This window comes from Micromonospora sp. U56 (assembly GCF_018070095.1).
Taxonomy (GTDB): Bacteria; Actinomycetota; Actinomycetes; order Mycobacteriales; family Micromonosporaceae; genus Micromonospora; species Micromonospora purpureochromogenes.
Genome location: NZ_JAGPYL010000023.1, coordinates 16,084 through 28,490 on the forward strand (window position 1 = coordinate 16,084; position 12,407 = coordinate 28,490).

13 protein-coding genes are annotated in these 12,407 nt (G+C 73.0%); 4 read left to right on the plus strand and 9 right to left on the minus strand.

Annotated features, from left to right (window positions below; translation table 11 throughout):
* Window positions 1–35: 35 nt before the first annotated feature.
* The 4 genes from dapA to KBX37_RS11150 all read right to left on the minus strand — a co-directional run bounded on the left by dapA (window position 36) and on the right by KBX37_RS11150 (window position 3,823).
* The gene (dapA, locus tag KBX37_RS11135; RefSeq protein WP_210775821.1) at window positions 36–962 is read right to left on the minus strand and encodes a 4-hydroxy-tetrahydrodipicolinate synthase; all 927 of its coding nucleotides are present in this window, start codon (window positions 960–962) and stop codon (window positions 36–38) included.
* 46 nt (window positions 963–1,008) lie between these two features.
* Window positions 1,009–1,752 carry an FAD-dependent thymidylate synthase gene (thyX, locus tag KBX37_RS11140; RefSeq protein WP_210775853.1) on the minus strand — a complete coding sequence of 248 codons (744 nt, stop codon included), beginning with the start codon at window positions 1,750–1,752 and terminating at the stop codon, window positions 1,009–1,011.
* A 174-nt stretch (window positions 1,753–1,926) separates the two neighbouring features.
* Window positions 1,927–2,589, minus strand: coding sequence for a DUF2752 domain-containing protein (locus KBX37_RS11145; protein ID WP_307849029.1), 663 nt, complete (start codon window positions 2,587–2,589; stop codon window positions 1,927–1,929).
* Between the two features lie 4 nt (window positions 2,590–2,593).
* Window positions 2,594–3,823, minus strand: a complete 1,230-nt coding sequence (locus KBX37_RS11150) for a winged helix-turn-helix domain-containing protein (protein WP_210775822.1) — start codon at window positions 3,821–3,823, stop codon at window positions 2,594–2,596.
* 78 nt (window positions 3,824–3,901) lie between these two features.
* On the opposite strand from KBX37_RS11150, the gene KBX37_RS11155 reads away from it, so the two are divergent.
* Entirely contained in the window at window positions 3,902–4,453 is a 552-nt protein-coding gene (locus tag KBX37_RS11155; protein ID WP_210775823.1) for a GNAT family N-acetyltransferase, read from the plus strand.
* Here KBX37_RS11155 and KBX37_RS11160 read toward each other — a convergent pair.
* Entirely contained in the window at window positions 4,352–5,665 is a 1,314-nt protein-coding gene (locus KBX37_RS11160) for a glycosyltransferase 87 family protein (RefSeq protein ID WP_210775855.1), read from the minus strand. The genes KBX37_RS11155 and KBX37_RS11160 overlap by 102 nt on opposite strands.
* Before the next feature lie 35 nt (window positions 5,666–5,700).
* Between KBX37_RS11160 and KBX37_RS11165 the strand changes: the two genes are divergently transcribed.
* The 3 genes from KBX37_RS11165 to KBX37_RS11175 all read left to right on the plus strand — a co-directional run bounded on the left by KBX37_RS11165 (window position 5,701) and on the right by KBX37_RS11175 (window position 7,878).
* Window positions 5,701–6,282 (plus strand): GNAT family N-acetyltransferase, encoded by a 582-nt coding sequence (locus tag KBX37_RS11165; protein ID WP_210775824.1) that lies wholly within the window; start codon window positions 5,701–5,703, stop codon window positions 6,280–6,282.
* A gap of 59 nt (window positions 6,283–6,341) precedes the next feature.
* Window positions 6,342–7,346: a sigma-70 family RNA polymerase sigma factor gene (locus tag KBX37_RS11170; RefSeq protein WP_210775825.1), complete on the plus strand. Its 1,005-nt coding sequence runs from the start codon at window positions 6,342–6,344 to the stop codon at window positions 7,344–7,346.
* 151 nt (window positions 7,347–7,497) lie between these two features.
* Window positions 7,498–7,878, plus strand: coding sequence for a VOC family protein (locus tag KBX37_RS11175; RefSeq protein WP_210775826.1), 381 nt, complete (start codon window positions 7,498–7,500; stop codon window positions 7,876–7,878).
* Window positions 7,879–7,924: 46 nt separating this feature from the next.
* Here the strand turns inward: KBX37_RS11175 and KBX37_RS11180 are convergent, their stop codons facing one another.
* From KBX37_RS11180 to KBX37_RS11195, 4 genes are read right to left on the minus strand one after another with little or no spacing between them, the layout of a single operon-like run.
* The gene (locus tag KBX37_RS11180; RefSeq protein ID WP_210775827.1) at window positions 7,925–8,818 is read right to left on the minus strand and encodes a carbohydrate ABC transporter permease; all 894 of its coding nucleotides are present in this window, start codon (window positions 8,816–8,818) and stop codon (window positions 7,925–7,927) included.
* Window positions 8,815–9,945: a carbohydrate ABC transporter permease gene (locus tag KBX37_RS11185; protein WP_210775828.1), complete on the minus strand. Its 1,131-nt coding sequence runs from the start codon at window positions 9,943–9,945 to the stop codon at window positions 8,815–8,817. The genes KBX37_RS11180 and KBX37_RS11185 overlap by 4 nt, the downstream gene beginning before the upstream one ends.
* Window positions 9,946–10,002: 57 nt before the next feature.
* Window positions 10,003–11,253, minus strand: a complete 1,251-nt coding sequence (locus KBX37_RS11190; protein WP_210775829.1) for an extracellular solute-binding protein — start codon at window positions 11,251–11,253, stop codon at window positions 10,003–10,005.
* Window positions 11,254–11,278: 25 nt separating this feature from the next.
* Window positions 11,279–12,304, minus strand: a complete 1,026-nt coding sequence (locus KBX37_RS11195; RefSeq protein WP_210775830.1) for a LacI family DNA-binding transcriptional regulator — start codon at window positions 12,302–12,304, stop codon at window positions 11,279–11,281.
* Window positions 12,305–12,407 lie beyond the last annotated feature (103 nt).

The window sequence follows — 12,407 nt, forward strand, 5'->3', positions numbered from 1 at the left end:
CGACGCCGTTACCCGGCGTCCGTCGTGTCGTTCGATCATTCGGGCAGTTCCAGGCCCGCCGCGGCGCAGTCGGCGCGCAGCTGGGCGAGTTCGTCGGCGGTGGCGTCCGCCAGTGGCGGCCGCACCGGGCCGGCCGGCAGGCCCTTGGCCGCGAGGCCGGCCTTCACCAGGATCACGCCCTGGGTACGGAAGATTCCGGTGAACAGCGGCAGCAGCCGCCGGTGCAGAGCGAGCGCGGTCGCCGTGTCCCCCGCGTCGTACGCCTCGATCATCTGCTTGGCGGGTGCGCCGATGAAGTGCGTCGACGTGCCCACCAGGCCGACCCCGCCGACGGCCAGCGTCGGCAGGGTGAGCGCGTCCTCGCCGCTGTAGAAGGCGAGGTCGCTGCGGCTGAGCACCCAACTGGTGGCGGTCAGGTCGCCCTTGGCGTCCTTGACCGCGACGATCCGGCCGTGCTCGGCGAGGCGCACCAGCGTGTCGGTGGCGATGGCCACCCCGGCCCGGTGCGGGATGTCGTAGAGCATGATCGGCAGCCCGGTGGCGTCGGCGACCGCGGTGAAGTGGCGCAACAGCCCGCTCTGCGGCGGCTTGTTGTAGTACGGGGTCACCACCAGCAGGCCGTGCGCGCCCGCCTTCTCGGCCGACGCGGCCAGCTCGATGGTGTGCCGGGTGTCGTTGGTGCCCACCCCGGCGACGATCCTGGCCCGGTCGCCGACCGCCTCCACCACCGCCCGGATCAGGGTCTCCTTCTCCGCGTCCGTGGTGGTCGGCGACTCACCCGTGGTGCCGTTGAGCACCAGCGCGTCGTTGCCCTGCTCGTCGACGAGATGGGCGGCGAGCCGTACGGCGCCGTCCAGGTCCAGCGAGCCGTCGTCGGTGAACGGGGTCACCATGGCCGTGAGCAGTCGCCCGAATGGGCGGGACGCGCCCCGATCGGGGGCGGCAAGGTGGTCGTGCGTCATGTTCACAACCTAGCGGACGACCACCGGAGAGCCGGTGGGGAAGGGCTCAGGACAGCTCGGCGTGCGGGCTGGTCGCCACCTCGGTGCCGTCGGGCAGGGTGGCGATGACGAAGTCGGCGAAGACGTTCGGGGCGACCTGCTGGAGCTGGCGCAGGCACTGCACCGCCAGCTCGCGGATCTCCACGTCGGCGTGCTCGGTGGCGCGCATGGCGATGAAGTGCCGCCAGGCCCGGTAGTTGCCGGTGACCACGATCCGGGTCTCGGTGGCGTTGGGCAGCACCGCGCGGGCCGCCTGCCGGGCCTGCTTGCGCCGCAGCGTCGGGTTGGGCTCGTCGACGAAGCGCTGCTCCAGCCCCTCCAGCAGTTCGGTGTACGCCCGGACGCTCGCCTCGGCGGCCTCGACGAACTTCTTGTGCAGCTCCGGGTCCTCGGCGATCACCCGGGGCTCGACCATCGCCGCGTCCCGCTCCGGGACGTAGCGCTGGGACAGCTGGGAGTACGAGAAGTGCCGGTGCCGGATCAGCTCGTGGGTGAAGGAGCGGGAGACCCCGGTGAAGTAGAAGCTCACCGAGCCGTGCTCCAGCACGCTCAGGTGGCCCACCTCGAGAATGTGCGCCAGGTAGCCGGCGTTGGTGGCGGTCGCCGGGTTCGGCTTCTTCCAGCTCTGGTAGCAGGCCCGGCCGGCGAACTCCGCCAGGGCCTGACCGCCGTCGGCGTCGGTCGACCACGGCACGTCGTCCGGGGCCTGGAACTGGGTCCATGCGATCAGCTTGACCTGGGGCTGCACCATCTCCGGCATTCCTGGGACTGTAGTTGCCCCGCACCGGTGCGCGAAAGTTGACCTCCCGGCTTCGACACCGGCCGCGAGCTGCGAATCTTGGACAGTTTCCGTTCCGGGGGAACGACAAGTGTCCAAGATCTCGCAGATGGCACCGTGCGGCGGGGGCCGTCGGGTGCGGGGTGGTCAGACGTAGAGCGCGGTGAACGGGGCCCAGGGCAGGTTTCTCGCCACCGAGAAGGCCAGCCAGACGGCGAGGAACCCGGCGATCACCGGCGAGCTGATCCGCAGCTCGGGCAGGCGCCAGCCGAAGGCCTGCTTCCCGGCCCACGCCACGAAGAGGTACGCCAGGAAGGGCAGTGCGAACACGAAGACGAAGTGGTGCCGGGCGGCGGCGGGCAGGTCGCCGTGCAGGACGTACCAGAGGGCGCGGGTGCCGCCGCAGCCCGGGCAGTCCAGGCCGGTGGTCAGCTTGAGCAGGCAGCTCGGGGCGGCGTCCGGGTCGCTGCGGGTGGGGTCGCTGACCAGCGCGTACGCCATCCCGATGCCGACGCAGCCGAGCGCGGCCAGCGGCGCCGCCCAGCGCGGGGAGCGCGCGTGCACCCGGAGCACGAACCGGGTGAGCCGGTCCGGCTCGACCTGCTGGTAGGCGCCGGGCGGCCAGGCGCCTTCGGCGTGCCCGTGCGGGTTGCCGTCATCGTGCGCGGCACCCTCGCCGTCAAGTGGCTGGCCGTAAGGCGCGGCGCCGAGGTGCGGGGCGGCCACCGCGCCGGGCGGTGCGGCCTGCGGCGCGCTGATGTCGGGCACCTGCTGACCCGGCTGACCCGCCGAACCGTTCACGCTCGTCACGCGCTCACGGTACACCGGCCACGCCCTTCAACGCGGCGGCCAGCGGATCGGCGAGATCCCCGGCGACCGGCGGGGCCACCGCGTCCAGGCCGAGCCAGCCGGCGAGCCGGTACAGCTCGGCCGCCAGCGCGACGGCGGTCTCCCCCGGGTCGGCGCCCGGCTCGATCCAGGCGGCCGGCACCAGCAGCACGCCGGCCCGCCGGTCGGCCTTGAGGTCCACCCGCGCGGTGAACCGCTCCCCCTGCAGGAACGGCAGCACGTAGTAGCCGTACACCCGCTGCGGCGCGGGCACGTAGATCTCGATCCGGTAGCTGAAGTCGAAGAGCCGCTCGGTGCGGGCCCGCTCCCAGACCAGCGGGTCGAAGGGGCTGACCAGGGTGTTGCCGCGCACCCACCGGGGCAGCCGGGCGGTCGTGTGCAGCCACGCCGGCTGCCGCCAGCCCTGCACCGTCACCGGCCGCAGCTCACCGGCCTCGACCAGCTCGGCGATCGCCTGCCGGGCACCGGCCAGCGGGAGCCGGAAGTAGTCGCGCAGCTCCGGCTCGGCAGCCACCCCGAGCGACCGCGCGGCCAGCGACACCAGCGTGCGGTACGCCTCGGCGTCGGTCGGGGTGGGCGCGGCCAGGGAAGCCGCCGGCAGCACCCGCTCGGGCAGGTCGTAGCGGCGGGCGAAGGAGGTCGTCCGGTCGGCGGCGCTCACCTCGCCGGCCCAGAACAGGAACTCCAGGGCCCGCTTCACCGCCGACCAGTTCCACCCCCAGTTGCCGGTCTCCCGGGGCGCGTCGTGCTCGATCTCGGCCGCGGTCAGCGGCCCCCGGGCGGCCACCTCGTCGCGGACCCAGGCGACGAGTTCGGGCTGCTCCTGGGCGATGCGCCGCATGCCGCCCCAGGCGTCGGAGTGGGCCTTGGCCATCCGCCAGCGCAGCGCCGCGTGCAGCCCCACCGGCACCAGCGACGCCTCGTGGCCCCAGTATTCGAAGAGCTCGCGGGGGCGGCGGTAGGCGGCGGTGTCGAGCAGCGTCGTCGGGTAGGGCCCGAGCCGGCTGTAGAGCGGCAGGTAGTGCGCCCGTTGCAGCACGTTGACCGAGTCCATCTGGATCAACCCGACCCGGTCCAGCACCCGGCGCAGGTGTCGCCGGGTGGGCACACCGGTGGGCGCCGGGTCGGCGAAGCCCTGGGCGGCCAGCGCCACCCGACGGGCCTGGGCGAGGGAGAGTGCTTCCGGTGCGGCCATCGTCGGGCACCCTAAACCAGCGGTACGACGCCGGAGCGGACGCTGGACCGGACGCCCGGCGAGGAATAGAACGGACACATGCTCTCCATCCGCCGCGAAGAGCCCGAGGACGCCGAGGCGATCGCCCGGGTGCACATCCACGGCTGGCAGGCCGGGTACGCCGGGATCATGCCCGACGAGGTGCTGCGCCGACTCAACCCGGTGGCCTGGGCGCAACGGCGTCGGGACCTCGGCACCGCCGACCCGGAGCACCCGTTCACCACGCTGCTCGCCGAGGTCGACGGGGTGCCCGCCGGGTTCGTCACCTTCGGGCCGTACCGCAACAACCAGGACCGGGGCGACCTGGACCCGGCCTACGGCGAGGTGTTGGCGACGTACGTGGAGCCGGCGCACTGGGGTGACGGCACCGCGTGGGCGCTGCTGGCCGCGGCCCGCGACGGCCTGGCGGGCCGGGGCCGGCGGGAGTACCGGCTCTGGGTGCTGGCCGAGAACGTCCGGGCCCGCCGCTTCTACGAGCGGGCCGGGTTGTCAGCGGACGGCGAGCGGTCCACCTACCCGGTGCCGCTCGCCGGTGGGCGTCCCCCGGTCCGGCTCGACGAGCTGCGGTACGCCGGCCGGCTCGACGGCTGACCCGGCGGGTTCCGGACGCCCGGCGGCCGGACCGGTGGTGGCCGGGACGGCCCAGCGCCGGATCGGCAGCAGCACCAGCAGCGCCAGGCTGATCCAGACGTAGGTGTTGCTGCCCAGGAAGCCGTCCAGGCCGGTGAAGTCCTTCTCCCAGGCCCAGACGATCCGGCTGATCAGCAGCCCGTACGCGACGACCGCGAAGGCCAGCAGGGTGCGCCGCCGCGGACCGTGCGCGGGCGCCGCCATCGCGTTGTCGACCAGCAGGATCAGCGCCGGGATCAGCCAGACCAGGTGGTGCACCCAGGTGACCGGGCTGACCAGGCACATCAGCGCGCCGGTCAGCGCCAGCCCGGTGGCCTCGTCGCCGACGGCCACCGCCGCCCGGGACCGCCAGGCCCAGATCCCGAGGGTGGCCAGGACCAGCAGCAGCCAGGCCAGGGTGCTCGGGTGGTCGGGGTCCAGCCGGGCCACCACCCCGCGCAACGACTGGTTGGAGACGAACGCCAGCTCCCCCACCCGGCTGGTGTTCCACAGCGACGAGGTCCAGAACTCCCGGGAGGCGTCCGGGAAGAGCGCGGCGGCGAGCAGGGTCGCCACCGCCGCGGCGGCCATCGAGGTGAACGCGGCCCGCCAGCGCTGGGTGATCAACAGGTAGACGATGAAGACGCCCGGGGTCAGCTTGATCGCGGTGGCCAGCCCGATGCCCACGCCGGCCCACCGGTTGCCGGCCGGCAGCAGCCGCAGCAGGTCCAGTCCGACCAGGAAGAGCAGCAGCATGTTGACCTGGCCGAAGTTGATCGTCTCGCGCATCGGCTCGTACGCGGCGGCCAGGCAGAGCGCGACGGCCAGGGTGAACCAGCGGGACCAGCCGGCCCGGCGGGAGACCGGGTCGAGCAGCCACCAGATGAGCACCGCGCTGACCACCACGCTGGCGGCCACGCTGACGGTGATCGCCGCCGGCCAGGGCAGGTACGCCATCGGCAGCATCACCAGGGCGGCGAACGGCGGGTAGGTGAAGCCGTACTGGGTGCCGGGCTTGAGGTAGTCGTAGATCTCGCCGTGGTCGTGCACCCAGAAGGTGAGCGCGCCGTAGTAGACCTTGAGGTCGAAGAAGCCGTGCCGGACGGCCGCCACGGAGAGGAAGGCCGTCACCGCGACGGCGAGCGCGACCACCCCGGCGACCTGCGCGGCCGTCCGCCTGGCACCCTGCGCCACCATCGTCACTCCCGCCCTGCGTAGGCTTCCGTCCCATGGCCATGGGGTACGTCCGCCCGGCGCGTCCCGAGGACGCCGGCGAGATCGCACGCATCCAGCTCGCGACCTGGCGGGTCGCCTATCGCCGGATCCTGCCCCGGCACGTGCTCGACAACCTGGACGAGGCATGGCTCGCCCGGCGGTGGAGCGCGGCGGTGCAGGAGCCGCCCTCCGGCGCGCACCGCGTGCTGGTCGCCGTCGAACAGGCCGAGCAATCCTATCTGGTGGGGTTCGCCGCCTCCGGTCCGGCGGACGCCGAGGCGCTCGCCCCCGGTGAGCCGGCCGAGGCGCTGGCCGAGGGCGTGGCCGCGGTGACGGACCTGCTGGTCGAGCCCCGCTGGGGCCGGCGCGGGCACGGCAGCCGGCTGCTCGCGGCCACCGTGGACCTGTGGCGCACCGACGGCTTCGACCGGGCGGTGGCCTGGGCGTTCGACGGCGACGAGGCGACCCGGAAGTTCCTCACCTCCACCGGCTGGGAGCCGGACGGCGCGGCGCGGGCGCTGGACGTCGACGACATGCTCGTCCCCCAGGTCCGGCTGCACGTCGCGGTCCCGGCCGAGCCGGTCGCCACCGACTGAGCGGCGGCCGGCGCGCGCCGTCGGCCGCCGGTGTCGGGGGTCTCGCCTACGGTGGCCGCATGACCGCTGCGACGGCGGGACCCGACTCGGGCCCGAACCCGGCCGCCCCCGGCGCGCGCCCGGCGGCCGACCCCGCCGGCCTGGAGGGGTTCCGCGTCGAGCTGACCGGCTACGCCTACCGGATGCTCGGTTCGGTCTTCGACGCCGAGGACGCGGTGCAGGAGACGATGCTGCGGGCCTGGCGCGGCCTCGACCGCTTCGACGGGCGGTCCAGCCTGCGCACCTGGCTCTACCGGATCGCCACCAACGTCTGCCTGGACCTGCTGCGGGGCCGGGGCCGGCGGGCCCTGCCGATGGATCTCGGGGTGCCGTCCGCCCCGGTGGCGACGTCGCTCGGCGCGCCCGGGTCGGGCCGGGAGTGGCTGGAGCCGGCGCCGGACGCCGTCGTCCTTCCCGAGGACCCGGCCGAGCTGGCGGTGACCCGCGAGTCGGTCCGGCTGGCCTTCGTCGCGGCGTTGCAGCACCTGCCGCCGCGGCAGCGCGCGGTGCTGATCCTGCGGGACGTGCTGCGCTGGCGGGCCGGCGAGGTCGCCGAGCTGCTCGACACCACCGTCGCCGCGGTGACCAGCGCGGTGCAGCGGGCCCGGGCCACGCTGGCCGACCGGGAGGCGGCCGCGCCGCCCCCCGCGCTGGACCGGGAGCACCGGGAGCTGCTCGACCGCTACGTCCAGGTCTTCGAGCGGTACGACATCGACGCCCTGGTGGCGCTGCTACGCGAGGACGCGGTGCACGCCATGCCGCCGTATCCGGTGTGGCTGCGGGGGGCGGCCGACATCGGCCGGTGGCTGACCGGGCCGGGCGCCGGTTGCCGGGGTTCCCGGCTGCTGCCGGTGGCCGCCAACGGCGGGCCGGCCCTCGCGCAGTTCCGGCCCGACCCGGCCGGTGGCCACCGCGCGTTCTCGATCCAGCTGGTGGAGTCCGCCGGCGGCCGGATCACCCGGCTCACCCATTTCCTCCAGCCGCGGCTCTTCCCGCTGTTCGGCCTGCCCGACCGGCTGCCCTGAGCGGTACGGCGTGGCCCGGGTCCGAACCGATGAGTTCCGGCCGACGCCGGAGTCCATCCCAGGACAGCGCCCGGTCGGCGGAGGACCATGACCGGGACGGCAGCCATCCGGCGACGGTCATGCCGCCGGCCACGCAGGAACGGAGACCAGCATGTTCACGGACACCCAGGCGTTCAGTTCGTTCTCGGTGGACGACATCGGACGCGCCCAGCAGTTCTACGCCGACACCCTCGGTCTGCGGGTGTCGCGCGACGACAGGATGGGCGGCTTGCTGACCCTGCACCTCGCCGGGGACCGGCCGGTGCTGGTGTACCCGAAGGCGGACCACGAGCCGGCCCGGTACACCGTGCTGAACTTCCCGGTGCCGGACGTCGACCGGGCCGTGGACGAGCTGACCGCGCGGGGCGTGCGCTTCGCCCGCTACAAGGGGATGGGCCAGGACGAGAAGGGCGTGCTGCGCGGCAGAGGGCCGACGATCGCCTGGTTCACCGACCCGGCCGGCAACATCCTGTCGGTGCTCGCGCAGGACTGACCCGGTGTGGCGGCTCCCGGCGTCGGCCGGGAACCGCCGCCGGTGGTCAGCCCTTCTCGGCGCCCTCGTTGGCACCCCGCACGAAGTACCGCTGGAAGATCACGAAGAGGACCGCGACCGGGATGGTGGCCAGCAGCGCCGCCCCCAGCTTCAACGGATACTGGGTGCCCTTGCCGAGCGAGCCGCTGACCAGGTCGGCCAGGCCGCGTGGCAGGGTGAACAGGTCCGGGTCCTGCACCGAGACCAGGCTGTGTGGGAACTCGTTCCAGGACCCCTGGAAGGACAGGATGGTGAGGGTGATCAGCGCCGGCCTGGCCATCGGCAGCACCACCGACCAGTAGGTGCGGAAGACGCCGGCCCCGTCGATGCGGGCCGCCTCCTCCATGCTGACCGGGATCGACTCGAAGAACTGCTTCATGATGAACACGCCGGCCGCGTCGGCGAGCAGCGGCACCACCAGCCCGGCGTAGCTGTTGTAGATGCCGAGCTGGTTGAGCACCAGGAACTTCGGGATGAGCAGCACCACGCCGGGCACCGCCATCACCGCGATGACCGCGGCGAACAGCCCGGACCGTCCCCGGAACCGCAGCCGGGCCAGCGCGTACCCGGCGAGCGAGTCGAAGAAGACCCGGCCCAGGGTGACCAGGACGGTGACCAGCAACGAGTTGCCGAGCCAGAGCGGAAAGTTGGTGCCGGCGAAGATCCGCTCGAAGCCGCCGACGGTCAGCGGGTCCGGGATCGGCGAGAGCGGGTTCGCCGCCGCGTCCGGCTCGGTCTTGAACGAGTTGCCGAGCTGGATGACGAACGGGTAGAGGAAGACCAGCCCGAAGAAGACCAGCGTGGCGTACCCGAGGATCCGGGTGGCCAGGGTGCGGGCGACGCGGCGGTCGTGGTGGACGGGCGCCGCCGCGACCGGCGGGCGGTCGGTGAGTGCGGTCATGACGGCGACCCTTCCGGTACGCGCCGACGCCACCACCGGGCCCGCCGCGGCCGGTCGGTGTCCCGGTCGGCCATCACCCGGCGCTGCACCAGGGTGAGCACGATGATGATCAGGAACAGCACGAACGAGATGGCCGCGCCGGAGCCGTAGTCGAAGTCCCGGAACGCGGTCCGGTACGACAGGTAGGCCGGGGTGAGGGTGGTCTTGGCCGGGTCGCCCTGGCTCATCACGTACACCTGGTCGAAGACCTGCCAGGAGCCGATCAGGCCGAGGGTGAGCACCAGGAACATGGTCGGCTTGATCATCGGCAGGGTGACGTACCGGAACCGTTGCCAGCGGCTCGCGCCGTCCAGCGTGCTCGCCTCGTCCAGCGCCACCGGGACGCTCTGCAGCGCGGCCAGGAACATCAGCATGAACGTGCCGGAGGTGGTCCACACCACCAGCGTGATGATCGACATCATCGCGACGCTCGGCCCGGACAGCCACTCCCACCAGCTCAGCCCGAACGGGCCGCCGCCGGCCAGCGCGGCCGGCGCGCTGTCCATCCCGACGGCCCCGAGCAGCAGGTGCAGCACGCCGCGCGAGTCGGCGAACCACTGCGGCCCGTCGACGCCGAAGAGGCGCAGCAGCGCGTTGACCGCGCCGGAGTTGGCGAACAGGAACAGGAAGACCACGCTGATCGCCACCGAGCTGGTCACTGACGGGAAGTAGAAGGCGCTGCGGAAGAAGGCCTTGCCCCGGAGCATCCGGTTGTTGACGACCAGCGCGAGCCCGAGGGCGAGCGCGGTCTGCGCGGGCACCACGATCGCCACGTAGTAGCCGTTGTTGCGGATGCTGGTCATGAAGTCCCGGCGGGCCAGCCCGTCCTCGGTGAACAGCCGGGTGTAGTTGTCGGTGCCGACGAACGGCACCTTCGACGTGAACGGGCTGCCCTGACCGTTCCAGTCGGTGAGGCTGACCCAGAGCGCCATCAGGATCGGCAGCAGCAGGAACAGGCCGAGGATCACGATGACCGGGGCGACGAAGAGCCAGCCGGCGAGGTTCTCGTCACCGCGGACGCCCCGGCCGCGTCGGCGCTCCGGGCCGCCGGTCGCGGTGGCCGGCGCGGCGATTGCTTCGGTTGCCATCCACCCTCCTTCGACTCGCCGTGGGGCGCCACCGGTGCGGCGGCGCCCCCGGGCCCGTCAGCTGCCGCCGAGCGCCGCCTTGGCGTTCTTGTCGAAGTTGCTGAGGATGGTCTTCGGGTCGCCGTTGGCCAGCCCCTGCAGGCTGGCCTCCAGGTCCCGCAGGACGCTGTCCATCTTCGGCGCGTTCACCGGGCCCTGGCCGTACGCGGCGCCGTCGATGAACGGCTTGTCCGCGGGAAAGGCGCTGGTGTACTGGTCGCGGACCGACTGGCGGGACGGCATCACGCCGAACGCCGTCGCGAAGGCCATCTGCTGCTCGCCCGCGGTCATCGCCTCGACGAACTTGATCGCCTGCTCCTTGTGCTTCGACTTCGCCGCGATTCCCCAGCACTGGGTGAAGGAGAGCGTGCCCTTGCCCTTCGGGCCGGCCGGCAGCTCGACAACCTTGTACTTGACGTTCGGGAAGTCGTTCTTGAGGGCACCCTTGATCCAGTTGCCCTCGATCGTCATCACGGCCTTGCCCTTGCCGAACGCCTCACCGGACCAGCCCGCGTCGAGCTGCTTCGGGAAGCGGGCCAGTCCCTCGGTGACCAGCGACTTCACGTAGGTCAGCGCGGCCAGGTTCTCCGCCGTGTCCGCGGTGGGCTGCTTGCCGTCCTCGCTGAGCAGCCAGCCGCCGTTCTGCACCAGGAACGCGCCCATCCGGTCCCGGGTGTCGCCGAGGGCCAGCGGCACCTGGCCCTTCGCCTTGATCTTGCGGGCGGTGGCGGTGAGCTGGTCCCAGTTGGTGGGTACGTCGGCGTCGGTCAGGCCGGCCTTCGTCCACAGGTCGGTGTTGATCTGGAGGGCGAGGGTGGAGAAGTCCTTCGGCGCGCAGTACAGCTTGCCGTCGTAGGTGAACGTGGTGCGCAGGCTCTCGTAGAAGTCGTCCCTGTTGCTGATCTTGTCGCCGTACGGCTCCAGGGCGCCGACGCTGGCGTAGTCGGCGAACCGCGCCGCGTCGACGTAGAAGACGTCCGGCGGGGTGCCGCCGGCCAGGGCCTGGCCGAGCTGCTGGGTGAGGTCCTGGGCCGGGGTGACGGTGGCCTGGTTACCCGACGACGAGGCCCACTTCGCGGCGGCGTCCTGCACCGCCTTGGTCTCCGCGTCGCCGGAGGAGCCGATCAGGATCTGGAGGTTGGCCGGCCCGCTGGACTGCGCGGTGCCGGACTCGTCGTCGTCGAAGCCGCTGCCGCAGGCGGCGGAGCCGAGGAGCGCGACGGCGGCGAGGCCGGCCATCGCCGCGCGGGTGAGGGTTCGAGGTGCCATCGGTTCTCCTGGGTGGGGGACGGTGTCAGGCGGTGTGCCGCAGCACCAGCGAGGGCTGGAGCAGCACGGGGGCAGGGGTCCGCGGGGGCCCGTCGAGGACCGCGGTGAGCAGGTCGACGCAGCGGGCGGCGGCGTCGCCCAGGGGTTGGCTGACGCTGGTCAGGCCGACCGCCGCGGCGACCGGGGTGTCGTCGAAGCCGATCACCGGCACGGCCGGCGCGCCGGTGTGGGCGGCCGTTCCGGTGGTCGGCGCGGCGGCGCGGGCGGCCTGGAGTACGCCCAGGGCGAGCGAGTCGCTGGCGCAGACCAGGGCGGTCGGCGGCGACGTGGCGGCGAGCCGGTCGGCGGCGAGCCGCTCGCCCGCGGCGTTGCCGTCCACCGCCTCCCGGTCCAGCCCGGTCGGGTCCACGCCCGCCGCCCGCAGGGCCTCCCGCCAGCCCGCGCGGCGGTCGTCGCCGACGCCGGAGCCGGCGGGCCAGCCGATGAAGCCAATCCGGCGGTGACCGGCGGCGAGCAGATGGCCGGTGGCCTGGGCCGTGCCGGCGGCGCCGTCGACGTCCACCCAGGGGTGGGCGTCGGGGTCGTCCCAGGGCCGGCCGAAGGTCACGAACGGCACGCCCCGCTCGGCGAGCCAGGCGGTACGCGGGTCGCCGTGGTCGGTGCCGGTGAGCACGAAACCGTCCAGGTCGTACGCGCTGAGCAGGTCGTCGAAGGTGGCGATCTCGGCGGCGGCGTCGACGGCGGTGTAGAGCATCGCGCGGTAGCCGGCCGCCTCGGCGGTCTCGGTGAGGCCGTGCAGGAAGCGGTCGAGCACCGAGCCGTTGATCCCGTCGCGGGTGGGCTCGATCCGGACGGCGATCAGCCGGGACCGGCCGGTACGCATCTGCCGGGCGGCCTGGCTGGCCCGGTAACCGAGGCTGTCGATGGCCTCCTGCACGCGCCGGCGGGTCTCCTCCCGCACGACGTGCGGCGAGTTGAGCACATTGGACACCGTCTGCCGGCTGACCTGCGCGTGCCGGGCCACCGTCGCGATGGTCACCTTCTCAGACACTTCATGCCTCTCGCCGTCTTGAACGATCCAATTCGGATACGGCAGGATTAGATCGTTCAAGTTTCTGGAATGTTTCGCACTTTGCACCGCCCCGGACGGCTTG

Bases quoted from the DNA above. Each gene is read 5' to 3' on its own strand.
- dapA (WP_210775821.1), bottom strand. From the start codon at position 962: ATGACGCACGACCACCTTGCCGCCCCCGATCGGGGCGCGTCCCGCCCA.
- thyX (WP_210775853.1), bottom strand. From the start codon at position 1,752: ATGGTGCAGCCCCAGGTCAAGCTGATCGCATGGACCCAGTTCCAGGCC.
- KBX37_RS11150 (WP_210775822.1), bottom strand. From the start codon at position 3,823: ATGGCCGCACCGGAAGCACTCTCCCTCGCCCAGGCCCGTCGGGTGGCG.
- KBX37_RS11155 (WP_210775823.1), top strand. From the start codon at position 3,902: ATGCTCTCCATCCGCCGCGAAGAGCCCGAGGACGCCGAGGCGATCGCC.
- KBX37_RS11165 (WP_210775824.1), top strand. From the start codon at position 5,701: ATGGCCATGGGGTACGTCCGCCCGGCGCGTCCCGAGGACGCCGGCGAG.
- KBX37_RS11170 (WP_210775825.1), top strand. From the start codon at position 6,342: ATGACCGCTGCGACGGCGGGACCCGACTCGGGCCCGAACCCGGCCGCC.
- KBX37_RS11175 (WP_210775826.1), top strand. From the start codon at position 7,498: ATGTTCACGGACACCCAGGCGTTCAGTTCGTTCTCGGTGGACGACATC.
- KBX37_RS11180 (WP_210775827.1), bottom strand. From the start codon at position 8,818: ATGACCGCACTCACCGACCGCCCGCCGGTCGCGGCGGCGCCCGTCCAC.
- KBX37_RS11185 (WP_210775828.1), bottom strand. From the start codon at position 9,945: ATGGCAACCGAAGCAATCGCCGCGCCGGCCACCGCGACCGGCGGCCCG.
- KBX37_RS11190 (WP_210775829.1), bottom strand. From the start codon at position 11,253: ATGGCACCTCGAACCCTCACCCGCGCGGCGATGGCCGGCCTCGCCGCC.